Origin of the sequence: Specibacter sp. NPDC078692 (assembly GCF_040686835.1) — a bacterium.
GTDB lineage: Bacteria > Actinomycetota > Actinomycetes > Actinomycetales > Micrococcaceae > Specibacter.
Genome location: NZ_JBFBLV010000001.1, coordinates 134,280 through 159,210 on the forward strand (window position 1 = coordinate 134,280; position 24,931 = coordinate 159,210).

31 protein-coding genes, 3 tRNA genes and 1 pseudogene are annotated in these 24,931 nt (G+C 60.3%); 30 read left to right on the top strand and 5 right to left on the bottom strand.

The genetic code is table 11. The features are described 5' to 3' along the window. The first annotated feature begins 39 nt into the window (after nucleotides 1-39). From AB0O97_RS00550 to AB0O97_RS00565, 4 genes are all read left to right on the top strand, one after another. Complete coding sequence (locus AB0O97_RS00550; RefSeq protein ID WP_363878771.1) at nucleotides 40-1,314, top strand: deoxyguanosinetriphosphate triphosphohydrolase; 1,275 nt, start codon at nucleotides 40-42, stop codon at nucleotides 1,312-1,314. A gap of 84 nt (nucleotides 1,315-1,398) precedes the next feature. Beyond that, nucleotides 1,399-3,312, top strand: a complete 1,914-nt coding sequence (gene dnaG / locus AB0O97_RS00555; RefSeq protein WP_363878774.1) for a DNA primase — start codon at nucleotides 1,399-1,401, stop codon at nucleotides 3,310-3,312. Between the two features lie 62 nt (nucleotides 3,313-3,374). After that, a tRNA-Asn gene (locus AB0O97_RS00560) sits at nucleotides 3,375-3,450 on the top strand. A gap of 126 nt (nucleotides 3,451-3,576) precedes the next feature. Beyond that, a tRNA-Asn gene (locus tag AB0O97_RS00565) sits at nucleotides 3,577-3,649 on the top strand. Between the two features lie 440 nt (nucleotides 3,650-4,089). On the opposite strand, the gene AB0O97_RS00570 is transcribed toward AB0O97_RS00565, so the two are convergent. After that, on the bottom strand, nucleotides 4,090-5,310 hold the full coding sequence (locus AB0O97_RS00570; protein ID WP_363836591.1) for a multidrug effflux MFS transporter: 1,221 nt from the start codon (nucleotides 5,308-5,310) through the stop codon (nucleotides 4,090-4,092). Nucleotides 5,311-5,629: 319 nt separating this feature from the next. On the opposite strand from AB0O97_RS00570, the gene AB0O97_RS00575 reads away from it, so the two are divergent. From AB0O97_RS00575 to AB0O97_RS00595, 5 genes are all read left to right on the top strand, one after another. Continuing rightward, on the top strand, nucleotides 5,630-6,469 hold the full coding sequence (locus AB0O97_RS00575) for a phage holin family protein (RefSeq protein WP_363878776.1): 840 nt from the start codon (nucleotides 5,630-5,632) through the stop codon (nucleotides 6,467-6,469). 90 nt (nucleotides 6,470-6,559) lie between these two features. Next, a complete protein-coding gene (locus tag AB0O97_RS00580) occupies nucleotides 6,560-7,231 on the top strand; it encodes a CDP-alcohol phosphatidyltransferase family protein (protein WP_363878779.1) in 672 nt (223 codons plus the stop codon). Continuing rightward, a complete protein-coding gene (locus AB0O97_RS00585) occupies nucleotides 7,228-8,115 on the top strand; it encodes a DMT family transporter (protein WP_363836586.1) in 888 nt (295 codons plus the stop codon). Before AB0O97_RS00580 ends, AB0O97_RS00585 begins: the two co-directional genes overlap by 4 nt. A gap of 59 nt (nucleotides 8,116-8,174) precedes the next feature. Beyond that, nucleotides 8,175-9,380, top strand: a complete 1,206-nt coding sequence (locus tag AB0O97_RS00590; protein ID WP_363836585.1) for a glycosyltransferase — start codon at nucleotides 8,175-8,177, stop codon at nucleotides 9,378-9,380. Between the two features lie 72 nt (nucleotides 9,381-9,452). After that, nucleotides 9,453-9,526 (top strand) — tRNA-Ile (locus AB0O97_RS00595). 82 nt (nucleotides 9,527-9,608) lie between these two features. Here the strand turns inward: AB0O97_RS00595 and AB0O97_RS00600 are convergent. Genes AB0O97_RS00600 through AB0O97_RS00610 form a run of 3 tightly spaced genes read right to left on the bottom strand, consistent with a single transcriptional unit; the run spans nucleotide 9,609 to nucleotide 12,022 of the window. Beyond that, nucleotides 9,609-10,919 (bottom strand): site-specific integrase, encoded by a 1,311-nt coding sequence (locus AB0O97_RS00600; protein ID WP_363878782.1) that lies wholly within the window; start codon nucleotides 10,917-10,919, stop codon nucleotides 9,609-9,611. A gap of 30 nt (nucleotides 10,920-10,949) precedes the next feature. Further along, nucleotides 10,950-11,354, bottom strand: coding sequence for an ImmA/IrrE family metallo-endopeptidase (locus AB0O97_RS00605; RefSeq protein ID WP_363878785.1), 405 nt, complete (start codon nucleotides 11,352-11,354; stop codon nucleotides 10,950-10,952). A 41-nt stretch (nucleotides 11,355-11,395) separates the two neighbouring features. Then, nucleotides 11,396-12,022: a helix-turn-helix transcriptional regulator gene (locus tag AB0O97_RS00610; protein WP_363878788.1), complete on the bottom strand. Its 627-nt coding sequence runs from the start codon at nucleotides 12,020-12,022 to the stop codon at nucleotides 11,396-11,398. Between the two features lie 250 nt (nucleotides 12,023-12,272). On the opposite strand from AB0O97_RS00610, the gene AB0O97_RS00615 reads away from it, so the two are divergent. The 17 genes and pseudogenes from AB0O97_RS00615 to AB0O97_RS00695 all read left to right on the top strand — a co-directional run bounded on the left by AB0O97_RS00615 (nucleotide 12,273) and on the right by AB0O97_RS00695 (nucleotide 21,846). Next, nucleotides 12,273-12,554 (top strand): helix-turn-helix transcriptional regulator, encoded by a 282-nt coding sequence (locus AB0O97_RS00615; protein WP_363878791.1) that lies wholly within the window; start codon nucleotides 12,273-12,275, stop codon nucleotides 12,552-12,554. Continuing rightward, nucleotides 12,554-13,267, top strand: a complete 714-nt coding sequence (locus AB0O97_RS00620; RefSeq protein WP_363878794.1) for a hypothetical protein — start codon at nucleotides 12,554-12,556, stop codon at nucleotides 13,265-13,267. The genes AB0O97_RS00615 and AB0O97_RS00620 overlap by 1 nt, the downstream gene beginning before the upstream one ends. Nucleotides 13,268-13,356: 89 nt before the next feature. Next, nucleotides 13,357-13,584, top strand: coding sequence for a hypothetical protein (locus AB0O97_RS00625; RefSeq protein ID WP_363878797.1), 228 nt, complete (start codon nucleotides 13,357-13,359; stop codon nucleotides 13,582-13,584). Nucleotides 13,585-13,686: 102 nt separating this feature from the next. Beyond that, complete coding sequence (locus AB0O97_RS00630) at nucleotides 13,687-14,073, top strand: hypothetical protein (protein ID WP_363878800.1); 387 nt, start codon at nucleotides 13,687-13,689, stop codon at nucleotides 14,071-14,073. Beyond that, complete coding sequence (locus tag AB0O97_RS00635; protein WP_363878803.1) at nucleotides 14,070-14,333, top strand: hypothetical protein; 264 nt, start codon at nucleotides 14,070-14,072, stop codon at nucleotides 14,331-14,333. Before AB0O97_RS00630 ends, AB0O97_RS00635 begins: the two co-directional genes overlap by 4 nt. After that, a complete protein-coding gene (locus AB0O97_RS00640; protein WP_363878806.1) occupies nucleotides 14,333-14,536 on the top strand; it encodes a hypothetical protein in 204 nt (67 codons plus the stop codon). Before AB0O97_RS00635 ends, AB0O97_RS00640 begins: the two co-directional genes overlap by 1 nt. Beyond that, a complete protein-coding gene (locus AB0O97_RS00645; RefSeq protein WP_363878809.1) occupies nucleotides 14,533-15,009 on the top strand; it encodes a hypothetical protein in 477 nt (158 codons plus the stop codon). The genes AB0O97_RS00640 and AB0O97_RS00645 overlap by 4 nt, the downstream gene beginning before the upstream one ends. Next, the gene (locus AB0O97_RS00650; protein WP_363878812.1) at nucleotides 15,009-16,484 is read left to right on the top strand and encodes a ParB/RepB/Spo0J family partition protein; all 1,476 of its coding nucleotides are present in this window, start codon (nucleotides 15,009-15,011) and stop codon (nucleotides 16,482-16,484) included. Before AB0O97_RS00645 ends, AB0O97_RS00650 begins: the two co-directional genes overlap by 1 nt. Continuing rightward, a complete protein-coding gene (locus AB0O97_RS00655) occupies nucleotides 16,481-16,813 on the top strand; it encodes a hypothetical protein (protein WP_363878815.1) in 333 nt (110 codons plus the stop codon). Before AB0O97_RS00650 ends, AB0O97_RS00655 begins: the two co-directional genes overlap by 4 nt. A gap of 990 nt (nucleotides 16,814-17,803) precedes the next feature. Then, nucleotides 17,804-17,959, top strand: a pseudogene (locus tag AB0O97_RS00660) (DNA translocase FtsK); the annotation flags it as partial. Nucleotides 17,960-18,015: 56 nt separating this feature from the next. Next, nucleotides 18,016-18,627, top strand: coding sequence for a hypothetical protein (locus AB0O97_RS00665; RefSeq protein ID WP_363878818.1), 612 nt, complete (start codon nucleotides 18,016-18,018; stop codon nucleotides 18,625-18,627). Further along, a complete protein-coding gene (locus tag AB0O97_RS00670; protein ID WP_363878821.1) occupies nucleotides 18,624-18,989 on the top strand; it encodes a DUF4326 domain-containing protein in 366 nt (121 codons plus the stop codon). The genes AB0O97_RS00665 and AB0O97_RS00670 overlap by 4 nt, the downstream gene beginning before the upstream one ends. Then, on the top strand, nucleotides 18,986-19,285 hold the full coding sequence (locus AB0O97_RS00675) for a hypothetical protein (protein ID WP_363878824.1): 300 nt from the start codon (nucleotides 18,986-18,988) through the stop codon (nucleotides 19,283-19,285). The genes AB0O97_RS00670 and AB0O97_RS00675 overlap by 4 nt, the downstream gene beginning before the upstream one ends. 19 nt (nucleotides 19,286-19,304) lie before the next feature. Further along, complete coding sequence (locus AB0O97_RS00680) at nucleotides 19,305-20,426, top strand: hypothetical protein (RefSeq protein WP_363878827.1); 1,122 nt, start codon at nucleotides 19,305-19,307, stop codon at nucleotides 20,424-20,426. An 8-nt stretch (nucleotides 20,427-20,434) separates the two neighbouring features. Beyond that, a complete protein-coding gene (locus AB0O97_RS00685) occupies nucleotides 20,435-20,794 on the top strand; it encodes a hypothetical protein (RefSeq protein ID WP_363878830.1) in 360 nt (119 codons plus the stop codon). A 49-nt stretch (nucleotides 20,795-20,843) separates the two neighbouring features. Next, a complete protein-coding gene (locus AB0O97_RS00690; protein WP_363878833.1) occupies nucleotides 20,844-21,140 on the top strand; it encodes a VRR-NUC domain-containing protein in 297 nt (98 codons plus the stop codon). A gap of 31 nt (nucleotides 21,141-21,171) precedes the next feature. Next, complete coding sequence (locus AB0O97_RS00695; protein ID WP_363878836.1) at nucleotides 21,172-21,846, top strand: hypothetical protein; 675 nt, start codon at nucleotides 21,172-21,174, stop codon at nucleotides 21,844-21,846. 46 nt (nucleotides 21,847-21,892) lie between these two features. Here AB0O97_RS00695 and AB0O97_RS00700 read toward each other — a convergent pair whose 3' ends face one another. Then, nucleotides 21,893-22,201 carry a hypothetical protein gene (locus AB0O97_RS00700; RefSeq protein ID WP_363878838.1) on the bottom strand — a complete coding sequence of 103 codons (309 nt, stop codon included), beginning with the start codon at nucleotides 22,199-22,201 and terminating at the stop codon, nucleotides 21,893-21,895. Between the two features lie 290 nt (nucleotides 22,202-22,491). Here AB0O97_RS00700 and AB0O97_RS00705 point away from each other — a divergent pair, with 290 nt between their 5' ends. The 4 genes from AB0O97_RS00705 (at nucleotide 22,492) to AB0O97_RS00720 (ending at nucleotide 24,923) form a co-directional block, all read left to right on the top strand. Further along, the gene (locus tag AB0O97_RS00705) at nucleotides 22,492-22,698 is read left to right on the top strand and encodes a hypothetical protein (RefSeq protein WP_363878840.1); all 207 of its coding nucleotides are present in this window, start codon (nucleotides 22,492-22,494) and stop codon (nucleotides 22,696-22,698) included. Between the two features lie 65 nt (nucleotides 22,699-22,763). Beyond that, entirely contained in the window at nucleotides 22,764-23,291 is a 528-nt protein-coding gene (locus tag AB0O97_RS00710) for a hypothetical protein (protein ID WP_363878843.1), read from the top strand. Then, a complete protein-coding gene (locus tag AB0O97_RS00715; protein ID WP_363878846.1) occupies nucleotides 23,251-24,333 on the top strand; it encodes a terminase in 1,083 nt (360 codons plus the stop codon). Before AB0O97_RS00710 ends, AB0O97_RS00715 begins: the two co-directional genes overlap by 41 nt. Beyond that, nucleotides 24,330-24,923 (top strand): terminase, encoded by a 594-nt coding sequence (locus AB0O97_RS00720; protein ID WP_363878849.1) that lies wholly within the window; start codon nucleotides 24,330-24,332, stop codon nucleotides 24,921-24,923. Before AB0O97_RS00715 ends, AB0O97_RS00720 begins: the two co-directional genes overlap by 4 nt. Nucleotides 24,924-24,931: the final 8 nt, after the last annotated feature.

Below are 24,931 nucleotides of genomic sequence, written 5' to 3' on the forward strand. Positions count from 1 at the left end.
GTCCCCGGACCGGGTTGCATTGGCCCTAAACTGGGTTTTATGTCCAATGAATTGCAGTCCGTGTACCTTCCCCGCGATCAGCAACGCTGGGTGCCGGAAGCTCCGAAAACAAGTTTCCGCACAGTGTTTGAACGGGACCGGGCGCGAGTGCTGCACTCCTCGGCGCTGCGCCGGCTGGGCGCCAAAACTCAGGTTGTGGCACCTGATACCGACGACTTTGTCCGCACCCGCCTGACCCACAGCCTTGAAGTGGCCCAGATTGGTCGGGAGCTCGGCGGCACGCTGGGCTGCGATCGTGACGTTGTGGACACGGCGTGCTTGGCCCATGACCTCGGCCACCCGCCCTTTGGGCACAATGGAGAATCGGTTCTCAATGACCTAGCCCATTCCATCGGCGGCTTCGAAGGCAACGCCCAAACTTTGCGCCTATTGACCCGCCTCGAGTCCAAGGTCTTCACGTCCGACGGCGGTTCGGCCGGCTTAAACCTGACCCGCGCCTCCCTCGACGCCTCAGCGAAATACCCATGGCTGGCCGTGGATGCACCCCTGATCAATGGCCTCCGCACGGGGAAGTTCGGCGCCTACACCGACGATCTTCCCGTGTTCAACTGGCTGCGCGAAGGCGCCCCAGCCGGTAGAACCTGCATCGAGGCACAGGTCATGGACCTCGCCGACGACATCTCCTACTCGGTCCACGACGTCGAAGATGCCATTGTTGCAGGGCATGTGCAGCTCAAATGGCTCGCCAACCAAGACCAGCGCAACCGGGTCCTGGGCTACACCCAACAGTGGTACCTGCCCAACGTGGACGTGGCCGAAATCGATGCCGCACTCAAACGTCTGGAAGCCACGGATGTGTGGGTGCGCCGCGCCGACGGCAGCCGCCGCTCCATGGCTGCGCTGAAGGACATGACCAGCCAACTCATTGGCCGCTTCTGCCAGAGCGCCGTCGCCGCGACCCGTGCCGTGCATGGCACTGGAGCCTTGGCGCGCTACGCCGGCGAGGTAGTGGTGCCGCACGAAACTCTGCTGGAAATCGCCGTCATGAAGGGCCTGGCCACCACCTTCGTCATGACCACCGATCACCGCCAGCCCATCTACCAGCGCCAGCAGGACATCCTCAGTGAATTGGTCGCTGTCCTCAGTGTCACCGGCGACGCGCATCTGGAAACCATGTTTGCCGCCGATTGGCGTGACGCGCACGACGACGCGTCCCGGCTTCGGGTGGTCATCGACCAGATCGCTTCACTGACTGACGTATCGGCGCTTGCGCTGCACGAGCGGCTCGTGGGCACCGAACGGACACTCCTCTAGGCGGGGCCGGGGACGCCTGCGAGTTCTCCACAGGGACGCCTGCTGAGGGAAACTGGGCGCAGGAAACTCACGTAAACTGGCCCAGTGGCTGGCCTGATTAAACGTGAAGATATTGATGAGGTGCGGACTCGCACCGACCTCAAGGAAATTGTTGACTCTTACGTCACCTTGAAATCGGCGGGGATCGGTTCCTTCAAGGGTCTGTGCCCCTTTCATGACGAGCGCAGCCCCTCCTTCCATGTCCGCCCGCAAATGGGTTATTTCCATTGCTTCGGTTGCCAGGAGAGTGGCGATGTCATCTCCTTCATTCAGAAAATGGATCACATTTCATTTTCTGAGGCAGTGGAAAAACTGGCCGGCCGTATTGGCTACGAGCTGCGCTACGAGGACGGCGGAACCGGACCGCGCCGCGAAGATGTAGGTAAGCGGCAGCGCCTGCTGGACGCCCACAAAATCGCCGGTGAATTCTTCCGCGCCCAACTTCTCACCCCCGCCGCAGCCGCAGGACGGCAGTTTCTGGATGAGCGCGGCTTTGACCGCGAAGCCGCTGAACGTTTCGGTGTGGGCTTTGCCCCGCAGGGTTGGGACGCCCTCCTCAAGCACCTGTCCGGGAAGGGTTTCACCCAGGATGAGTTGAAGTTGACCGGCATGTTCTCCGAAGGTCAACGCGGCATTTACGACAGATTCCGCGGCCGCCTGATCTGGCCCATCCGCGACATTGCCGGGGACACTGTGGGCTTTGGTGCCCGTAAACTTTTTGACGATGACCAAGGCCCTAAGTATCTGAACACCCCGGAGACCAGCCTCTACAAGAAGTCGCAGGTGCTGTACGGCATCGATTTGGCGAAGAAGTCCATCGCCTCCAAACGCCAGCTGGTAGTGGTGGAAGGCTACACGGACGTCATGGCCTGTCACCTGGCCGGCGTGGACACCGCCGTGGCCACCTGTGGCACCGCCTTCGGTACCGATCACATCAAGGTCGCCAGGCGACTGCTCTCCGACGACGGGACCGGCGGGGAAGTGGTGTTCACCTTCGACGGCGACGCGGCCGGCCAGAAGGCTGCGCTGAAGGCCTTCGATGAGGACCAACGTTTCACCGCACAGACGTTTGTAGCCGTTGAGCCCTCCGGCGCCGATCCCTGTGAGTTGCGTCAACGAAAGGGCGATGAAGCTGTCCACGCCCTGATCCGCTCACGGCGACCACTCTTTGAATTCGCCATCCGCACCACCTTGGCCAAGTTCGATCTGAGTACGGTTGAGGGCAGGGTCAGTGGCCTACGCGCCTCGGCCCCCGTGGTGGCCTCAATCCGCGACGCCTCCACCCGGATGGGTTACAGCCAGGAACTTGCTGGCTGGCTCGGCATGGCAGATCCCAACGAGGTGCTGCGGGCGGTCAAGGGTGCCGAGCGTCGTGCCCACGCCCAGCCCGGCAGTCAAGGTGCGGGGCAGGGGAACTTCAGGAACGACGTCGCCCGTCATCAGCAGATGCCGGCAGCCGAGGTGGAGCAGGCGCCGCCTACAGTAGCTAGGCCGGATCCGCGAGATCCGCAGGGGCGCATGGAGCGGGAGGCGTTGGAGGTTGTTTTGCAGCATCCTGGGTTCTTGTCCGCGGGGAACTGGCAGCATTTCGCCGCGACGGAATTTGTGGTGCCGGCGTACAAGGCTGTGCAGCAGGGGATTTATCAGGCAGGGGAGTCGCAGGTGGCGTCCTCGCAGTGGCTGGAGGCGGTTCGGGAGCATGTTCCGCCTGAGCTGGGATCGCTGGTGGCTGAGCTGGCGCTGAGCCCGTTGCCGGCCACTCGTGAAGAGACGTTGATGCGATATTGCCGGGATATTTTGCGCCGGCTTTTTGAGCTGCAAATCACACGGCTCAAAGAGGAGCGCTTGGGGGCCCTGCAGCGCATGGATCCGGCTGTTGATCCGGAGAGCTATAACCTGCTCCAGCGCGAGTTAATGGAGCTGGAAACGGCGCGTAGACAGCTTCGTGGGGACGGTTAGGGAGCCTAGAGCGGCCCGATTTCACAACTGGGCAACCCTTTGTTATTGTTGTTCCTGCACGATCCCCTATAGCTCAATTGGCAGAGCGTTCGACTGTTAATCGAAAGGTTCCTGGTTCAAGTCCAGGTGGGGGAGCCAAGACAAAATTGTCTCCGGTCCTATCTGTGGGCCGGAGACAATTATTGTGTTGAGTGTGCGGAAATGATCGGTTTTGATCTAATTTGATTTCAACTGTGAGTTACTGCTAAGATTTACTTGCCGCATTCCCCTATAGCTCAATTGGCAGAGCGTTCGACTGTTAATCGAAAGGTTCCTGGTTCAAGTCCAGGTGGGGGAGCAATTCACAAAAAATCCCCGTACTCCATGTGAGTGCGGGGATTTTTTATTAGCCGCTAGCGCTAACCCCTAACACCTTCTTCCGATCGCCATCTTCGAGTCGCCATATCTGGCCCCGAAAATGCGATTAAACGGGCCGTATGTGGCGACTCGAGCGGGGTTAGCGGGTTAGCGGCCAAAATGTGTGTACAGCCCCGGCGTTTCAGTGGCTCGTTTCAGGGGCTTCTGCGTCGAAACTGCAGATGATGCGCCGAACCTGGTCGAGACTGCAGAAGACGCGACAAATTCACGATTTTCATCGCATTATCTGCGTTTTCGAATCCGGGTGGCGTTCTCTTCCGGGTGCCGTGCTCTTATGTGGTGTTCGCCACGCCATGGCCGGCACGGCAAAAAAGAACCGCAGTCCTCGCCCCAGCAGGGACTGCGGTTCTTTTCGTGGGACTAGATCGCCGGGACCATTCGCGGACGCACAATCACCCAGAGCGCGGTCATCGCCAGCAAGATGGAGCCGCCCATGATGATCGCCATGGGGGTGGCGGTGGCGACGCCGATGAAACCCACGACCGGAGTGATCAGGCCGGCGAAACCAAAGGTTACGGCGCCCAAAAGCGACGCGGCCGTGCCAGCTTGCTTGCTATTGCGCGCCAGACCCATGACCTGGACTGAGGGGAACATGAACCCGGTGGCGCATATGAAGAACCACAGGGGAACAATGACGCCCCACAGACCAAGACCGAGCTGGTCGCCAATAATCATGGCTAAAGCCGCCGCAACTTGAGCCACCGTGGCCCACGCAATGACCCACTGGGGGCCTGTGTGGCGCATGATCCTGGATGCGATTTGGACACCAAGCACCACTCCAACTGAGTTCACCGCGAAGAGGTAGCCATATTGTTGCGGGGTGAAACCGAAGGTGTTTTGGAAAAGGAACGTTGAGGCAGACAGATAGGTGAACAGTGCAGCGAAATTAAACCCGCCCACAAAGAGTGTGCCGACAAAGATTCTGTCGCTGAACACGGCCTTGTAGCGGTCGGCGACAGTCACGCCGTCGGACTTCCGCCTTTCAGGTGGCAGGGTCTCAATGATGAAGACGGAGGCTGCCACAACCACGAGCGCGCCGTACGCGGCCAAGAACCAGAAGATGCCCGGCCAGTCCATGATGCCCAAGAGCTGGGAACCAACCACGGGAGCCAAGATCGGGGCCATGCCGTTGACCAGGGCCATGCGGGAGAGCATGCGTACCAGCTGGTAGCCGCCGAAGAGGTCGCGGACCATGGCCATTGCCACAACACCGCCACCGGCGGCGCCGATGCCCTGGAGGACACGGAAAACGCCCAACATGGTGATGTCGGTGGACATGGCCGCGCCAACAGACGCACCGACATGCAACGCTGTGGCCAGGATCAACGGCATCCGGCGTCCGAATTTGTCGCTGAAAGGGCCCACGACCAGCTGGCCAGCTGCAAAGCCGATCGTCGTTGCGGTCAGGGTCAGCTGGACGGCGGTGGCGCTGACTCCGAACTCCTCGCCGATGATGGGAAATGCGGGGAGATAGAGATCAATGGTGAACGGGCCAAGAGCGGTCAGTAGCCCCAGCACGAGAATATAGATTAGTTTTTGCCTGCGTGACAGGGAGTCGCCGGGGTGAACAGTGCTGGTCAAGTAGAGAATCCTCAAAAATGTGGTGTGCGCGTTGGGTGGGAGAGCGGTGAGAAAGTGCCACCCCCTGAATTATGTTATGCGCTTGTGAAACGGTGCAACTGTCGTCCACTCGGGGCAGATTCGGCCACCTGGGCGGCAGGAAAATCGAGAGCTTTTCCAATCCGTAACGTTGCCGCGGCAGGTGGGCGCCCGCTGCTGGGGTGATGGATGGTAATTTTGTCATTACGGTAGTGCCACCGCGGAGGAGGCGCTACAAAGATTTCGGGTTCGTGACGGTCTTTACCCTTCGACACGAACACACACGATGGAGGCGGACTCAGTGACGGTTGTGGATAAGGATCTGCATATCGCGGCGGACGAAAACTCAAAGGACCACGGTTCTGCCCTGATTGAAGCAGCGAAGACGGCTTCCCGGCTGCTGCCGCGGCAAATAAACGATGAAATTGCTTTGGCCAAGCTGGAGTTGGAACACAAGAAGGCCAAGGTGGGGGGTGTGGCAGTCTTTGCCGCACTGGCTCTGGTGTTCACGGTGTTGCTGGTTATTGCCCTCGTGGTGGCCGCCATCGCTGGCCTGGCTACCGTGGTGCCGCTGTGGCTCTCAGCGCTGATCGTCTGCGGAGCCCTACTGGTGGTTCTCGGTATCAGTGCACTCATTGGCTACCTGAAGTTCAAGTCGCTACTGCCGTTGCTCCCCAAGCAGGCTTGGCATGGAATTCGTCACGATATCGGCATCATCAAGGAAGGCCGCGAGTTTGACCCGGCTACTTTGGACCCGGCTGAGCTGAGCAAGGAAGAGAAGAAGGCCGCCGCCGCAGAAGCTGACGCAGCTGCAGCCAAGGAGAAGGCTGAACGCGCTGCCAAGGAAGCCGAACACGGGCCCAAGGCCAGCGAGAACGAGCTCGTGGCCCGCACTGCCGCCCGACGCGAACACCTCTTGGGACTGCGTGAAGAACTCGTCTCCGAGGCCGATGTGAAGAAGCAGGCCACATACTTGGTGGATACCGCCAAGAATCGTGCGCGGGAGACCATCAATCAGGCCGCCGCCGGTGCGGCCGGCCAGGTAGTCGAAACGGCGAAAGAGCGGTGGAAGCCCTTGGCTGTCTTTGCCGTCTCTGCCACTATTTGTGGGTTGCTGCTGCGAAAGTTGTTGAAGAAATAATCCGCGCCCATAGTATGGCGATTCACGGGAGAGGCAGATTCGGTGCTGCGCAAGCAGCCCGGGGTGCTTGTTCCGGGGGAGGTGAGCGACATGGCCGACAGCTCAACAACGCATATTGACACCTCCAACGCCATTGTCACCATCCCCAACATCATCACAGTAGTCAGGTTCCTTGGCACTCCCTTGTTTGTCTGGTTGGTCTTGGCCAGGCAGGAATATGGCTGGGGAGTCTTTGTGCTGGCCATGATGGGTTGCACCGACTGGATTGATGGCTTTGTTGCCCGCAAACTCAACCAGACCTCGCAGCTGGGCCGGATCATGGATCCGCTGGCCGACAGGGTCGCCCTCGTGGCCGTCACCATCACCTTGGTGCTGGCTAAGATTCTGCCATTGTGGCTGCTATTGCTCTTGGTGATTCCCGACGTCGTTCTGCTGGCGGCAACGCTGTACTTCTTCCGCGGAGACGCGGACCTCAAGGTCACCATGTTGGGGAAGACACGCACGGCTGCGCTCATGGTGGGTACGCCCATGCTGCTGCTGGCCAAAGCCTTGGACTCCGATTTCACGTTTGTGATGGCTTGGGTGATCCTTGCCTCCGGAATGGTCATGCACGTGATTGCCTTCAGCCAGTACATGGTGGCAGTTTTCGCCAAACACCGGGCACTGCATCTGCCCGCTGGCTCGGTTGGCTCGGACGGTTCTGATGGTTCAGATGGTTCAGACGGTTCTGGCAGTGATGGCTCTGTTGAGGGCCGCCCATGATGTGGGTTGCCGTCTTGTGCGCCGTGGCGGGTGCTTTCTTCCTCGCGTTTGGCGCGCAACGCCAGGGTAGCGCAGTGAAAAACAACACGGGCGGGCTCGCACTGGGCGGGTCCGGTTTTGTGCGCCTGCTGACCAACCCCCGCTGGGTATTGGGTCTGACGCTGCTGGGTATTGGCACAGCCTTGAACGTTGTGGCCCTGACGCTGGGGACCTTGACGGTGGTGCAGCCGATCGGTGCGATAGCTCTAGTGATTACCACCATTGTGAATTCGCGCGATGAAGGGATCCGACTCAACCGGGCCACGGTGGTTTCTATCACCGCCTGTGTTGCCGGGAGCGCCCTGTTCGTGCTTCTGGCCGTCAATGCGGTCAAGGAGAATACCCACGTCACGACCACTGAAGAACTGACTGTGGTGATGTTGCTAGCTGTGGTTGTCACCATTTTCGGTGGCGCCTTCATCCTGTTCAAGCGGCGCCTGAAATCATTTTTCTACATTGTTGGCTCCGGCATGCTCTTCGGATTTGTCGCCGTCTTGACACGTATCATCTCCAAGCAGATCTTCGATCCCAACGGACTGTACCTTCTCAACGTGCAGTGGTATTCGGTGATCGCCATCGCCGCCGCTGGGGGATTGGGCAGCTGGTTCGTGCAGAGCGCGTACGCCAGCGGACCACCTGATTTGGTGATTGCCGGGTTGACGGTCATTGACCCCATCGTGGGAATTGCCATCGGAATTGCCATTTTGGGTGAGCTTCATGACGATGTACCCGCCGTGCTGGCGATTGCCATGGCTGGGGCGGCGATCCTTGCTATCGTTGGGGTTATCGCGTTGTCCAGACATCATCCGGATGTGGTGAAGCGGCGTCGAGCTGCAAAGAAATAGCAACGTAAATAATTGAGCCGGCCCGCTGGCCAGTGAAGAATCCACCAGGAGTTTTATCCGTGTCATCAACCCCGAGTGAAAGCGCCCAAAAACCGCTTACCATTTTGATTGCGGCAGATACCTATCCGCCCCACATCAACGGGGCAGCACAGTTCTGTTTCCGCCTAGCGACAGGGATGAAGGCCAGAGGCCATAATGTGCATGTGATGGCATGCCGCGCCGACAGTGGCCCCATGTTTACCGAACAGCGTGCCGAGGCTACTGTGCACAGGCTCCGCTCTCGGTCTGTTCCCACCCATGAGTACTTCCGGATTAGCCTTCCCTGGGAAATCAAGCGAGACATCAAAGCACTCTTTGATGTGATCAAGCCTGATGTGGTGCATGTCCAGAGTCACTACATGATCGGTGAGCACGTTGTGTACGAAGCTGCCCGACGCGGCATCCGAATTGTTGCCACCAATCACTTCATGCCGGAAAACCTCAATCCGTTCCTACCGTTCCCGCAGTGGTTCAAGAACATTGTTGGCAGGGTTTCCTGGCGGGACATGGGCAAGGTCATGAGCCGTGCCGATGTTGTCACAACTCCGACGCCGCTGGCCGCCAAAGCCATGCATGAGCACGCGTTCCTGCGTAAGGTGCTGCCATTGTCCAATGGTATTGAATCGGGCAACTATGAATTGGCCGAGGGCGAAACCATTCCCCGCAACCCCTACCCGACCATCGCCTTCGTCGGTCGCCTGGCTGAGGAAAAACACATCGACGTGCTCATCGATGCCTTGGCCAAGACACCTGCCGATCTGAACCTGCACCTCGTGGTTGTGGGTGGCGGCGAAGTCAAGAACGCGCTCAAGGCTCAGACCGAAAGGCTGGGACTGTCTTCGCGGGTCACCTTTACAGGACTGATCAGCGACGAAGAATTGCGAGAGGTTTACCTCAAAGCCGATCTCTTCGTCATGCCCGGGACCGCAGAACTACAGTCGCTCGTGACGCTGGAAGCCATGAGCGCCTCCACGCCGGTGGTCTTGGCCAACGCCATGGCACTGCCGCACCTAGTGGACGACGGCGTCAACGGCTACTTGTTCACGCCGAACGACAGTGATGACCTGAAAGAAAAGATCACCACCATCATGCGGCTGTCACCGGAAGACCGGGCAGCCATGGGTGCGGCGAGCCACTCGATGGTGGCCCGCCACGGGCTCACCAAGACGCTGGACACCTTCGAAGACATTTATCGTGGCGGAACTTACGAGGATCACGCGGTTTAGCTTCTCATCCTCTAAGATCGTAAGAGTGCTTTTCCCTTGGACCAGATGGTCAACGGGCGAGGCACCTTGCATGGGGCCATAGCTCAGCTGGTTAGAGCGCGGGACTCATAATCCTAAGGTCCTCGGTTCAAGTCCGAGTGGCCCTACATGTAAAGCCGCAGGTCAGAGACCCTTTCGAGGGGATCTGGCCTGCGGCTTTTTTAGTTTTGGTGGTCGTTTTGGTGGTCGTTACCGAGTTTGACGGGCGCGCGCGGCCCGTCGTGCAGCCAGGTCAACCACCTGGGCGTCCTCCGTGGGTGCCGTCCAGAGCGCTTCAGTCACCTTGTTGCTGGCGTCCCGCTTCATCTCATCCAAGACGTGCTGGTAGCGCTTGAGCATGGAGGACTGGGACCACCCCATCATCTCCATGACGATGCGCCCGTCAACTCCCATGAGCAACAGGAGTGTGGCGGCTGTGTGCCGGGCGTCGTGGACTCGTACGGCGGGGACGCCAGCCGACTTCAGGAAAGCTTGCCAGTCACCCCAGTCCTTCCGGGAATCGGTAGGGCGGCCGTTGGTCTGGCTGAACACCAGGTCTACGCGCTCGCCGTTGGCGGATGTCCAGGTGGTCTCTCCTAGGCCTGCCTGCAGGCGCTCAAGGTCCTGCCTCTTCTTTAGCTGGGTGAATGCGTCCACCAGTGGAGAGGGGAGAGGCAGGTGCCGTTTGCCGGCCTCTGACTTGGGCAGCTTGATGAACAGCCCGCCGTTGACCTTCTCCGGACACCAATGCGCCCGGCGCTCGCAGCTGGGTTTGTTGTTCACTGTGGGGCATCCGTGTTCCCAGGGCAGTCTGTAGAGTTCGCGGGTGACTCGGATGTCTTTGGCATTGAGGTCGATTTGATCCCAGCCAATGCCGAGACGTTCGCCTTGCCGCAGACCTAGGGACAGGGCGACGATCCAGCGGGCTCCATGCGGGTCCTTGGTTGCAGCTCTGATGAGTCGGCGGGCGTCGTCGATGGTCAGGATGTCCGGCGTAAATTCGTTCGGCACAGGGGCGTCTAGGCGACGGGCTGGGTTGATGCCGATCTTGCCGCGTCTTTCTGCGATGGTGAGGGCGCGGGAGACGATGCGGTGCAGCTGCGTGACGGACGTTTCTGCCAGTCCGCCTGCCCGAGCATTGATGTGGATGGCCTCGATGTGTTCGGCGCTGAGTTTGTCCAGGCGGACGCGGGCCACGTTGGTATCGGCTACCCACTTGCGGACGTAGGTGCGGTACCCCACGAGGGTGCGGGGGATGACCTTGACGCTGGCCACGTTGTCCAACCAGTACTCCATCCATTCGATTAGGGTGGGGACCTTGCCGGTGACGAGGATGCCGGTGTCCTTGGCGCCGAGGGCGGCGCGTAGCTTGGTGGCGCACTCGGCGCGGGTTGCTGCGTAGATTGTCTTCCGGTTGCGTTTGCCGTCCGCGGTCCAGCCGACGGTGATTTCTGCTCGCCAGCGGCCGTCTTTGATTTGGTAGGGCTTGACGCCTTCGCCCTTGCTGTTGGTCTTGGCCACGGTGTCTCGCTTCTCGGAAGCCCCGGAGGGCTATCGGTTTTGGTGCTCAACGAGAGACAGCTGTGCCGTCTCGTTGGGGGTGAGTGATGTCAGCCTGTGAGTGAGGACTTCAGGAGTAACCCAAAGATCCTCGGCATGTTCCTGGTGGCTGCGTGCCCATGCTGCAGAGCTGCAGAGATCCTCGATGAGGATTAGCCGGCGCGCGGTTTCCACACAGACTTGATACTCAATGCCTGGGCTCTGACAACCGTCATGGCCACGCTCCATGTGGACGAGCTCGTGCGCCAGGGCACAGCGTCTCTCGTCCTGCTGAAGTCTCTTGTCGAGCCAGATGACACGGAGCCCGTCAGTGCGCCCGGGGACGCCGTCCGGCATGCGGATGAAGCTGATGTGGATGTGCGTCAGCCGCCGAAGCGCCCCCCAAGGATCGAACATTCATCTGACCTTAGATGGGACCACTGACATTGTGGCCAGGGCTAGTCGTCGTGGCCGCTGTCTTGAGTTTCTTCACCGCGGGCGCTGGCCCTGAGTTCTTCTTCGGCGCCGTAGTTCCTCGCGGTGTTGGCGGCAAGCTCGTAGTAGTTAGCCGGCAGTGGGACGTTGCCTGCTGAGTCTGCGTCTGGGTGGGCGTGTGGATCCACGTATGGGACTTTCTTCGCCTTGGGGCTGGCAGGGCTTTCCCCTGCCTGGTTCATATGGGTGGGATGGTTTCTTCCATTGCCCACCACCTCCTCTTGCGTCGTCGCGTCAAGAGTTCGAATCGTGTCCACGAGACCTTGGATGATCTGCCGGTCGCGTGCACTGAACTCCTGTGAGTCGCGGACAACATCCTCTAGAGCAGGTTGAGTCACCGGCACTTCCACGCCCATGCTAGCCATAGCTGCTTGGGCGACTCGGTGTACAGGTACCTGGAGCACGTCAGCAAGGGCGTGGATTACCGTGCCCTTGATTGAGACGAGCTCCTGATTCTTCAGTCGCGAGAAGTTCGAATGCTTCATGTCTAGCCCAAGACTCTCAGCGCGTCGCTGCAAGTCTCGGGTGGACCAACCATTCTTGTCCTGCGCTGACTGGATCAGCTCTCCTAGTGGATGTGTTGCGTTCACAGCGTCAGTCTTTCGGATGGCTGGGCAAGGGCAAAATGATGCGGACACCGCCAAGAGTCAGCAGGTGGACACTAAAAGAATACAAGTTCCGTATGGATTGCGCCCGGATTGGCGCGGTTCCCGACTCTGTTGGATTAAATGAGTGGACACTAGGCGCAGAGTTGTGTAACAATAAACTGGACACAACGGAACGGAAAGGGATACAGTGATTTCTACCAACAACGGCCTACTAGTGATTGGAGATCTCTGGATGGAACTCAGAGACCGAAAGATGCTGCAGCGGCTCATGATTGTCCAGGGTGTTTCCAATCGCAGTCTCGCCAAGATTGCTGGATGGAAATCGCACAGCTATATGAACCGCTTGGTTGCGGGTGACGTGAAGACTCTGGAGCCGGAGCCAGCTCTGCGAATAGCAAAGTTCCTGGGCGTCGGAGTCGAGGATCTTTTTTTGACCAGAGTGGAACACAATTCTGTACGCGGCGGAACGGCTCACGCTCCGCATGCGTCATCAGTACGGAAGAAGGTGGCGTGATGAGTCCTTGGGTTGAGGTAGATGAGAAGTCGCTGTGCACGCAGGAGGTAGACACGCAGCGTGTGTGGGTGCCGGAGTTCAGCCGGGGGACCGGCGGCATTGACGCCGAGACCAATGAGTTGTTCGACGCTCACTTCGAGTGCCACGACTGCGGCACGTTTTACTCGTGGCCAGTCACTCCCGGCCTCGCTGCGATCGACGACCCGAAGCAGACAGAGATGCTTGCCCTGGTCAACGGGCACACCCCGGAGACATGCCAAGCGATCCTCGAGGCAGCGGCCGAGGCAACCAAGGCCGAGAAGTACGCCGTCTTCGAGAAGGAGGTCTACGCCCATGCCGACATCGCCTCCAACTTCACCGTGGATGATGCCGTTCTTGCAGAGCTCCGCGGGATGCCTATGCCCTTCAGCGGTGACCGTACAGTCACCCTGCAGGAAGCGATCGACCGCGGCGCAGTAACCATCACCAAGGGCCTGCCACCCAACGTCCTATTCCGGCGGAGCAACCCGAGCCTCACCGGAACCCTGGTTCCTTTCCAATGGGTGGCCAGCGACACCAGTCCGACCAGCCCGGCTAGAACGATGCTCGGCATGTGGCCAACTCCGTCCCACGAAGCACTCACTGAATCCATCACAGCGCTCGCAGGCAATCACCGGCAGACAGCCTTCACCGGCTGGTTACGCCGCCATGGTGGTCCCGCGCTCGCGGACTGACGGTGTTGCTCATGAAAAAACCGGCCAACTGCTGTAACAGGCGGCCGGTTCGTAATTCTCAAGAACCTCAAGAGTTAGGAAGAAGTTCAATGTCAATCATAACAATGGCGCCCAAGTCAGCTCACAGGACGGAAGAGACTGTCCGCCTGTACACAGCTGTGGAAGCCGCCGGCCGCCTCGGCGTCTCGGATGACTACATCTACGCCCGGCAGAAGGACCACTCACTCCGTGTGGTGGACATCGGTACTAATGGCCGGAAGAAGCTCCGCGTTCGCGCCGATGATCTTCAGGCCTACATCGATGCCAGGACGGCATAGCAGGGAACGTCAGCGCTTCGGCGCGGCGATAAGCGATGACGCCTCCTGGGGAGGCGCACGCAGATCTAGCAGTTCATAACTCAATCCAAAAGGAATGGTCTCATGAGTGGTTCCCCTAAGCCCAGCGCGCCCGCTGGCACACAGTCCGCAGCTGTCGAGGTAGAGATACCGGACGGCATGTTCTTTGACGCGGCTGATTACAACGAGGCGAACACGCCTCTTACCCATCTGGAAATGACGCGGCGCAAGGTGTCGAAGCACCGCTCCGCACTCAAGTCTCGTGTCACCTTGTTGCTCGAGGACTTGGCCCGGATCAGTTCGAGCTTGCATGCTGCTGATCGCCAGGGCAACGCTGCCCCGCATTGGGACTCCGCTCATGTGTTGGCTGGCAAGTTGGAGGCCGCTGTCTCTCACTTGGCGGATCAGATCGGCAAGGCTGAGCGCCGGTATGAAGAGTCCTTCTCGCTGCCTTTGGTGGATGTCCAGTGAGTAGTTACCGGACGAAGAAGCAGGCGGTGGTCCATGCGCCGAGGTCAGCGAAGGCGATTGTTCCTTATTGCCAGTTGGATTTCCGCACCACTGCGGAGATGAAGAATCAGCTGGCTCTGTATATGCGGCCGATTTGCCCGGGCCAGAGGGTCGAGATTGACACTGCTGCCAATCAGATCCTGGTCAATGGTGAGCACCGCTATAACTTCGAGCTGATTGATCCTCGGCGCCCGTCCCTTTCTAAAGGGGTGATGTTCTGATGGCCGCCATTGTGCGCCCGTCCGAGCGTGTAGCTGCTCGCCGTCGTCAGGCATTCCTTTACGCACCGCTGCTGGTTTTTGGCGCTGTGATCGGGTTGGCCGGCGGCTCGATGATCGACGTATTCAATGGGCTCGACGTCATTGGCTTGGCGTGCACTGTGGTCGGGCTCTTGGGCTTCGTCCGAGAGATGGACAAGCGATGACGGGCCTCGCTGCTCCTGGCTTCAAGCGGGTCGTGGAGATCCCGAAGGGTACGAGTGAGCTGGCGTGGGAGGTCGCGGCTGCCTGGTCCGATGTTCCTGTGGCCACGCTGCTGGCTGACACAGCGCCGGTGAAGTCCGCTCACTACATGGCCGCTCTCAAGGTCGTGCACGTGGTCGAGTGCTGGCTGCTGGACCAGAACGCGGAAGGCGACGAGGACAGCGCTGCGGCGCTGAGAGCCGAGCGACTATCGGCCGAGGATGACCCTCTTGCGGAGGTCATCATTCGGGACGACGAGGAAGACCACTTTGCCAGGGCCTTGCGTCTGGCGGAGGACGTGGCTGCTTTGACGGCCGGGGCCCGTGACAGCGGCGATGCGATCACCGCTGCGAAGTACTCCAGTTTTGAGAATTCCCTGCTGCAAGCAGCTGCGGGGCTGCAGGCACTAAACGACATAGAGATAGAGGAAAAGTAATGAGTGAGTTGATTGAGGTCTCCGTTGCAAAGCTTGAGGCGCATCCGAATAACATCCGCAAGGAGATAGCCCGGGATGCTGCGTTTGACGATCTGGTGGCCGGCATCAAGGCCGTTGGATTGATCCACCCGCCCGTGGTGATCCCGCACCCGACGGCGAAGACGAAGTACAGGATCGTCACAGGACACCGCCGTCATGCCGCCGCGCAGGTGGCTGGGCTCAAGAAGATATCCGTGGACTTGCATATGGATCTCTCGGAGCAGCAGCAGCGGGATATGCAGTACCAGGAGAACAAGCACCGCGTGGGTAACACGGTGATGGAGCGTGCCCAGTACGTTGCGAACGAGCTGGACTTGGGCGGGCGCACGATTGCTGACCTAGCCAAGGGCATGGGCGTCACTCAGGACCAGGTGCGGACATCAAAGAAGCTGTCTAGTGCGCCGGGGAAGATGCACACGAAGATCAATGACGGGCAGATGACCCTTGAGGATGCCCTGATTCTGGCGGAGTTCAATGGTGACGTCGAGGCGCAGGACGAGCTGCTGCAGGCGTGGAATACGTGGAGCTGGGCTACGACGTTGCGTCGCTGGCGCAATCTCCGTCAGGCGCAGAAGCAGGCGCCGAAGACGAAGCGAGAACTGACAGTCGCCGGAGCCACGATTGCGGCCAGCAGGGATGAGGTCGGGGAGCACAGGTGGGCTCAAGATGGTTTGTCTACGGAGGAGCATGTGGCGGCAGGGCACGTGGCCGTCATCAATGAGACGGAGACGGGGCAGGCCACTTGGTTTGAGCTGGTGGTCGAATCTGAGGAACCGGAGAAGACCCCGGAGGAGCGCCAGGCGCAGGCCGCTGCGGAGAAGGCTGCGGAGGACCTGAAGGCGGAGCTGGTGCTGGCGGGTCAAGTCCGTGAGGAAGCTTTGAAGGCTCTGATCAAGACACCCCCGGCAGGGCTGGCATGGACGCTCACAATGGCGGCGGTCGCCCGACGCGTCGTGATTGCCAAGGCGTGGGACTGGGCGGGGGTCCCGTCGAAGTCGAGCCCGGAAGAGGTAGAAGCAGCATTCGCTAAGTGGACGCTTGAGCAGTTACTCATGCTGGATGACGTCATTCAGAAAACGGATGAGCAGCGCTTGGTGGAGTCCCTCGCCGGGTGGGGCCCGTCCCGGTGGGGCAGCGACTATGGCATGGGCTGGCGTGACCGCCTATCTGAGGTATATGGCTACCAGTGGAGCGACCTAGAGCGCGGCTTCATGAAGCAGCAAGAAGACCTAGTGAACGGCTCCTGCCAGGAGTGCGACGAGCCGCTGGACAGCGACCAGCGCGAAGGCAAGCTCTGCACTGACTGCTTGGGAGACCTGTGCTCCCAGTGCCAAGGCGACTTGGACGACGGCGAAGGCTACGACGGCAAGTGCGGCGACTGCGCTGACCGAGCCGAAGAGATCGCCAATGACGACGACGTCGAGGTAGCGCAGTGAGCCCGGGCGCCAAGCACAAGGAGCTACTGGCCCAGATGCCCGCACCGCTGCGGCACGCTGCGGCACCGTTCTCGATCAGCACTAGGACCGCAATCGCCAGAGATCTCGCTTACCCGAGGGCCGGGGTCCGAATGCAGCCGGATGGCAAATGGCTGATGCAGGTCTGGTTCGGACCGGACCTGGTCCGTGTGGACCCGCGGCCACTGACCCACACCACCCGCCTGGGCGCGCTGATGGACGGAAAGCGGCAGGTCTATGCGGCCCGGGCTAGGGCGCACCCAGCCGGGCAGATCCACCTCCGCGGCGTAGGCATCGAGGCCACAGCATGAGCACCGACAACCCAGACATCAGCATGCTCAAGCGCGACCGCCCCACATCACCCATCCGCTGCGAATCCTGCAACGGACCTATCAACCCACTCACGGCCGAGTGCCGCTGCAGCGACTAAGGAAGGACACGTTATGACTATGACCATCGACGTCGAGACCAGCGACTTCCGTGCCGCTCTGCAGGCCGTCACGCCTCATGCGGAAAAGGAAGCGGAGATCGTATCGATCCACCGCGTTCACTTCGCGGTCACACCCAACATGCTTTACGTCTCAGCGACGAACCGGCACAGCGTGGGCTGTGCCATTGCCAACATCTTTGAAGCAGACGGACTCACTGGCTCCTACGAAGACGATCAATTCGACCTCACCCCGGCTCTGATCAAAGAAGTCCTCTTGCTCTTCAAGGGCAAAGCCAACCCAAACGGTGACATCGGCGACGCGCTCCGGATCGAAGTCAAAGAAGAGGAACTCATCTTCACCGACATATCCGGCCTGTTCCCTGGCAAGAAATACGCCATCCCCCGTATCAAGATCGACGCACCCTTCCCCAACATCCCGCGCCTAATCCGCCAAACCATCATCGGCGAACGCAAGACAGCACCACGACTCGCAGCAGCTGGCATGCTCCTGGGCCTATTCGTCACTGCAACCAAGGTCTACGGCGACGCCCTCATCATCGAACCAACCGGGGCCCGATCAGCACTCCTAGTCTCATGCGGAGAGTCCTTCATCGGCCTCCTCATGCCAAGAGACATAGGCGACGACACAGAAGAAGCCAGCCAAGCCAAACAATGGCGCGATGGCTGGTACGACCGCCTTCACAACCTCGCCCGAGGCCACGAATACCAAGACGAAGCCCGCGCCCGCCGCCAAGGCAAAACAACCATGACCGTAGTCAGCGGCGACACCGAAGCCACCATCGAAACAGACGTCCTCGACGCCCTGGCACAAGCCATCGCAGAAATCGGCGGAGACAAAGTACTCCAGGCCCAAGCCGTCGAACTCATCATCACCACCCAATTCGGCTCCCTGTCCATGCTGCAGCGCAAACTCCGCATCGGATACGCCAAAGCAGGCCAAATCATGGACCGCCTCGAAACAGCCGGCATCGTAGGCCCCGCCGACGGCTCCAAAGCCCGAGACGTCCACTACCCCGCAAACCAACTCACCGAAGCGCTCGCAGCCTTGGAAGGAGCCAGCTCATGATCACCATTGAAGAAGTACTCGAAGCACACAAGCCGGTCCCCAACAGAGGCGTGGCGTTCAACTGTTCCTGCGGCTGGACCGGAATGCCCATGACCCGTGACTGGAACGGACACATCGCCCAGGCAATCACTGACGCAGGTTTCGGCCCACCCCCGTCGTCCCTATCGTCCATCGGCCCGGACTGCCGGGATGCGAACCACCACAAATGCCGCGGCGATGCATGGGACGAAGCCCACGACCACATCACAGAGTGCCAGTGCAGCTGCCACGCCAAGCAGCAGGCGGACCCTAGGATCGCAGCTGCAGTCCAGGCCATGAGTGGCCGCGACCTTGGGCGCATGGACCGCGAGTACTACCAAGGTCACGCCGCCGCCGCCATTGCCGCTGCTGATGCGGTGGACCCGCTCCGGCAGCCCGGGCACCGTGTGGAGATTGCAGGCTTCAGCTGGACGCTGCAGCACCCGGCCGAGTGCCGACCTGATCTGCTGGACTGCCCGGTGACTCGGGCGTTCATACGGCTTGGCGTCAGTGACATCCCGGACGGGATTCACGCCGTCGAACTTACCGAGGACGGTTCGCTGTTCCTCCCTGATGAGGTAACCCTGTGACGGCCCCGCAGCGGATTCAGCGTAAGCGCACGCAGGGCTGGCGGGCACCAGCCGGTGCCATGTACGTCGGCCGCGGCAGCAAGTGGGGCAATCCCTGTCACATCGTCCCGATGCATCGCAGTGGCCCCTTCGATCTTGAGCGTGATGACGTCGGATTCGTCGGCCAGCACACCAGCCTGGAAGGAGCCAGAGCAAGCGCAGCAAGCCGATACCGCGACTACGTCGACAACGGCCTCGCCCCATCAGCACATGAGATCCGTTCAGCGCTCGCGGGCAAGGATCTCATGTGCTGGTGCCCCCTTGACCAGCCGTGCCACGCGGACGTGCTGCTTGAGATTGCCAACCAGGAGGTCAAGCCATGACCAACCAGCTCTTCCTTGAAGTACTCGAAGGCCGAATCCCACTGCCGGTCAAGCCCAATCTGCATTTGCCAGTCCTCCTCGATGAGTGGCAAATGCAGGCACTCCGCAACATCTTTGGTTCGGACGCATTCCAAGACTTCATAAAACCACTGGTAGCCGCCGGCATCGTCACACTCCCACTGCCCACCGAGCCAAGGGCTCGGGCGCTCGCGGCCAAGCAGCGGCTGGGGCAAGGTCCGCCGTCGGCCGGGGGCTGGCGGGGCAGGGAACGCACTACGAAATTTAGGTCTCAATAATGAAAGCAGGTCTCATCCGGTGTCTTGGCTCAAACAGTCTGATGTCTCGGCCAACCACCCGATCACGTTGCGTGCGTTGGAGATGGAAGAAGCTGATGACCGAATACTCAACGAGGTGTACGGCTGGGTAAACCGATGCGCTACACAGTCCGCGGCCCATGACCAGGACTACATAGTGACCAAAGGTACGGCCGTGGCCATGGCTGGCAGCTTCAGCAGGTTCGAGGCTCTGGCGGCGGCCGCCATATTCTGTGGCTACTTCACCGAGGTCATGATCACCGTGGAAGGTGAGAAGCGCAAAGCCTTCAAGCTCGTGGAAGAGGAAGACCTCTTCCACATGATCCTGAAGGCTGACAAGGACTGGACCCAGCAGCGCCAGGCAGACAACCGCGACCTCGCCAAGACTGGCCCTGTGCGGCTCCGTGACGGGGACGCCTGCAGGTACTGCGGCCGAGTGGTCGGCTGGGGTGCTGATAGGAAGTCTGTGCGCTGGGGAAGCATAGATCACGTTGTGCCTGGTGAGCCGGGCACGGTGGCCACGATGGTGGTCTGCTGCGGTCAATGCAACTCCAAACGCAAGAACGACCCGAACAGCATATGGAAGACCCTGCCCGTACCGACTGAGCCGCACATAGGACCGACCACCGCAGCGTGGCTGACCGAGAAGTGCGGCACACCGACCAAACCGACCTACACACGAATACCCACCGAATCTGTATCTCCTGCACCGGTCAACGGCCAGCAGGCAACTGAGGAACCTCCCACCGTCGAGCAGCCCATTGTGGCAGCTCCGGTTGAGGACGAGGCAACGGAAGCAACACCCGGCCTCTCCAGCGACTCAGTAGCCAGCACCCCGGATCACGCAGTCGAGAACCTGGGAACAACGGAGCAACAGCCGGACCCAGAAATCAAATCAGAAATCAAAACGGATCACAGGTTAATCAGTGATGAGGAGTCTGGCAGATCTGGATATGCCGGGTCGGGTCGGGACGGGTCAGGTCAGGTTGGGCTGGGCAGGGCTGGGTTGGGAGCACAGCTCCCCGCCCATCCTGACCCTGCCGCTCATCTCAAGAGACCGCCCAAGCCTGCAGCCAATCCTCAACCATCCACCAGACGTAAGAGACCACGGAGAAGGAAGTGAGCTCCCTGATGAATGATTCCAAGATCTCAATTCGGCCGGCGGCTCCGCTGTGGGTCCCTACCGTCCAGCAGTACGCATCCATGTCCTGGCATCAGCGGCAGCAGTTCGTCCTGTCCCGGCGCGTGGTCGAAACGGTTCAGCTGTTGATCCCGTGCGAGAAGTCCCATGTCGAGGATCGGGCAGAGACGCAGGTGTCGGGTCCGTGGGACGAGGTAAGGATGCATCACGAGATGACGTTGATGCGCCGTCGGCAGGCCGCCCAGCTGGCTGCCGAGATTGTCAGCCCCGAGGAAGGGGACCGGAACTGGAACACCCTCGCCGAGTCGATGGGGTTCAGAACGGATGTGCGACGTGTCTGGTCGCCATGATGTTCGCCCGTTGCCGGCGGCTGAGTATCGGCTGCAGCAGTTCGGGTTGATGAGCGAGAAAGTGTTCCAGGTTCATGTGGAGCGGCTGGCCCGTTCGTTGGGCTGGTCGATCTATCACACCCATGACAGCCGGCGGTCTCAGCCTGGCTACCCGGATCTGCACTTGTGGCATCCGGGGCATGGGCAGTTGTTCAGGGAGTTGAAGACGATGAAGGGCAAGCAGTCCGTGGAGCAGCTCGCAGTAGAGAAGACGCTCAGGGCTGCTGGCGCTGATGTCGATGTGTGGCGGCCGTCTGATTTGGATGGCCGGATTCTGGATGAGTTGAGGGGGAAGCTTGGTGCGTGAAGTGAATGGCAGTCTGGAATTGAGGGAGGCTGTGAACACGTTGACTCGGGTGACGGCACATCGCATCGTGGTTGTGGGGCCGGACGGGGGAGAGGTAGGCAAGTTCGTACACCAGGCTCCGTTGATTGGTCAGCTGCGTGTGGCGTTGCGGCCGAGCTTGGAGGCGAAGAACGGTGGCGGGAGTGGTGGTGGCGACGGTGGTTCAGCGGCGCCCATGTCTCTGGACGCTCACGACTTGCTGGAAGAGATCGATGAGGAAGCTACCCGGCAGTGGTGGATCTTCAAGTCAGTGACGAGAGAGACCGGGAAGCCGGTGCCTGGTCAGAAGCCAAGGCCACAGACGCAGCAGTTGCCGGTGGAGTTGCGGGTCCAGTTCTGGGCAGCCCGGGCACACCTGATTGCTGGCGGAGTGGATGAGGCTGTGAAGACCATGCGTGGTTGGATACGTTCCATAGAGTCTCTGTTCGATCCGGTGCACCGCAAGGAGTTGGCAGGCACGTGTCCCGAGTGCGATGCCCGGTTCGTCTGGGTAGAGAAGGACGGTGAGATGGTCAGGGTCCCGGCGTTGACCGCGGCTTGGTCTGCTGGTGGTGGTGCCGTTGCATCGTGTGCTGGATGCGAGCAGCGTTGGGCTGGCTTCGACATGCACGCACTGGCTGAACATGTGAACCCTGTGCTTAGTGAGCTGGTTGTTAATCCCGGCTGACTCTGTATAGAATGAGTGTGCTCGGGATAGTTGTCCCCAAATACATTCAGTGAAGGCCCTGACGGATTACCGTCGGGGCCTTTGCTATGTCCGAGGTGGTGAGTCCGGTGTGAGAGTCTGTCGCATTCCGGGTTGCCCGGAGATCACTGATCAGAAGCTGTGCACCATTCATCGCGTCGAAGCTGGGCAGCGTCGAGGTTCTCGGCAAGCTCGGGGTTACGACGCGGCTCATGATGCAGAGCGTGCACGGATAAAGCGGATTGGTATCCACCATTTCCAATGTGCCCGCTGTGGTGGTGACTTCGAGCCTGGTCAGCCGTTCGACCTTGGTCACACCGACGATCGGTTGGCCCATTCAGGCCCTGAGCATGTGCGATGCAACCGCGAAGCAGCAGGCAAAAAGGCTCATGAAACCCCTAAATCCAGCGGAATCCGGCGCTTTTCCTGACCGCAAGGGTGGGGGGTGACCCCCTTCCGAACGCAATCCAAATGACCGCCGGAGAGGGCTTTAGGAAGTTTGTCAGGTTCAGGTAACTTTTGGGCCTTGTTGTCAGGTTCAACGATTGGCCTGTCAGGTTCAAAGGCGGTAACCGGTGCGGATTGTCAGGTTCAAACGAGCCCCGTGGAGCGCCGCGATGGTGTGGCATGGAGGAAGTTGTGGAGCTTGAGTTTCTGTTTCGTGTACGGCTGAACCGTCGCCGCCGGCAGCAGCATGCGCCGGCCGTTGATCCTCCCGAACGTGAGTCCACGCTCGATGCGTTGGTGGAACGTGGGGAGGACCGGCATCCGCCGGAGTTGCACCCTGACGCGCGGACTCCCCAGTGGGAGGATCGCCGTCAGGCTGGGTTTTGATTTCTTCGACCGTGGCGCGATGCCTGGTCTAATCGTCGCGCGATGCGGCGGGAATGAGGTTACCAATGACCCGTGGTGGATCGAGGGTAAACCCGGGACCGACGCCGGACCCGACAGCGTTTCGGCGCGAGCGTCCGGCGGATAAAGAGTCTTGGACGAAGCTGCCGGCAGAGGGACGCAAGGGCAATGCCCCGGCGTGGCCGCTGTCCAAGTGGCGGGAGATGGAGAAGTCCAAGCCAGCCGATGAGCAAGACGTGGCGGCGGCCCGGAGGATCGATGACCGGGAGCTGGCGATCTGGCGGCAGATTTGGAAGACGCCGCAGGCAACACAGTGGGACCGCTTGATGTGGAAGCACGACGTGGCCATGTACGTCCGGATGATGGTGGGCGGGGAGACTGGCAATATGAAGGCCGCCCAGGAAGCCAGGTTCTGGTCTGACCGCCTCGGGCTCACCCCGCCGTCGATGCTTCGCAATCGCTGGAAGATTGTGGCGGACGAGCTAGGAGAGAAGCGTCAGGCGGCGAAGGTAGCCGCGAAGGTGCCCTCATCCCGTGACAGGTTCCATGTGGTGCGTAGTGGCGTCGGGGGATGATCAGTACGTTGTCGACTTCCCAACCCTTGGATTCCTCGCTGCCGACTGGCAGGAGCAGCACTGCATCATCCCTGATGGCTTCCACAAAGGCCGGCCTTTTGTACAGGCCGACTGGCAGCTCTGGTGCACACTCAACCATTACCGCGTCAAGCCCACAGCTTTGTGGCGACCTGACCGGCCCATCCTTGGTCCTGCGTTCTACAACAGGCGCTCGCAGGTGGTGGCGCCGCAGAAGACGGGCAAGGGTCCATACGCTGCGGGGCTGACCTGCAACGAGGCTGTGGGCCCTGCAGTGTTTGCAGGTTGGGCGCGGGGCGGTGAGACCTACACGTGCAGCGACTGGGGTTGTGGGTGCGGCTGGGTGTATGAGTATGAGCCGGGCGAGCCGATGGGCATGCCGTGGCCGACTCCGCTGATCCAGTTGGTGGCCACATCCGAGGACCAGGTCGATAACGTCTACAGGCCGCTGCAGGCGATGATCAAGGGTGGCCCGCTGCAGGAGCAGATGAAGGTGGGCGAGGAGTTCATCCGCATTGGGGATGAAGGCAAGATCGAGAAGGTGACCTCGTCGGCATTGGCTCGACTGGGTAACCCGATCATCTTTGCTGTCCACGATGAGACGGGTACTTATACCAAGACGAACAAGCTCAAGTCGGTGGCGAAGACCATGCGCCGTGGTTTGGCTGGAATGGGTGGCCGTTCCTTGGAGACCACGAATGCGTGGGACCCTTCCCAAGATTCGACGGCGCAGAATACTTTCGAGTCTCTGGCTCCGGATGTGTTCAAGTTCTTCCGGCAGCCGCCAAAGAAGCTGAAGTTTGAGGACAAAGCCCAGCGGGCCGAGATTCTCAAGTTCGTCTACGACGGTTCGGTGTGGGTGGATCTGGATTCCATTGAGGCTGACGCTGTCGAGCTCATGGAAAAGGACCCAGCTGAAGCTGCCAGGTTCTACGGAAACAAGCTCGTGCAGGGTAAAGGCTCGTGGATGCCTCCTGAATTGTGGGAGTCCACTGAGGTGGCTGTGGAAGTGGAGGCAGTGTGAAGATCTGTCTCGGCTTCGATGGTTCCGATAAGGACGACTTCACGGCAATCCGTGCTGAGACGGTGGGTGGCTGGCAGTTCACGCCTACCTACGGAACGGATAAGCGCCCGACGATTTGGGATCCGGCTGAATGGCCTGGTGGTCGAATCCCTCGCAGCGAGGTTCACGCCGCCGTCGAGGAGATCTTCGAGACGCACGAGGTGGAGCGCATGTACTGCGATCCACCGTTGTGGAAGACGGAGATTGAGACGTGGGCGGAGAAGCACGGCGAGAAGGTAGTGATTCCGTGGGAGACGTACCGGCCTAAGCCGATGCACGCGGCGCTGGAACGGTTCCTAGTGGACCTTCACTCCGGTGCCTTGACGCATGACGCCTGCCCCATCACGGCGCTGCACATGACCAACGCCAGGATGTTTCAGCGATCTGGTCAGACGTACTTGATCTTCAAACCGTCACCAACACAAAAGATCGATGTGGCGGTCACTTCAGTGATCACTCATGAGGCTGCCGCTGATGCGAGGGCGGCCGGATGGTCGGCAATGTATGTGGCCCCGTCCGGTACTTCAACAGCGGTTTATGGATTCAACTAAACACAGAA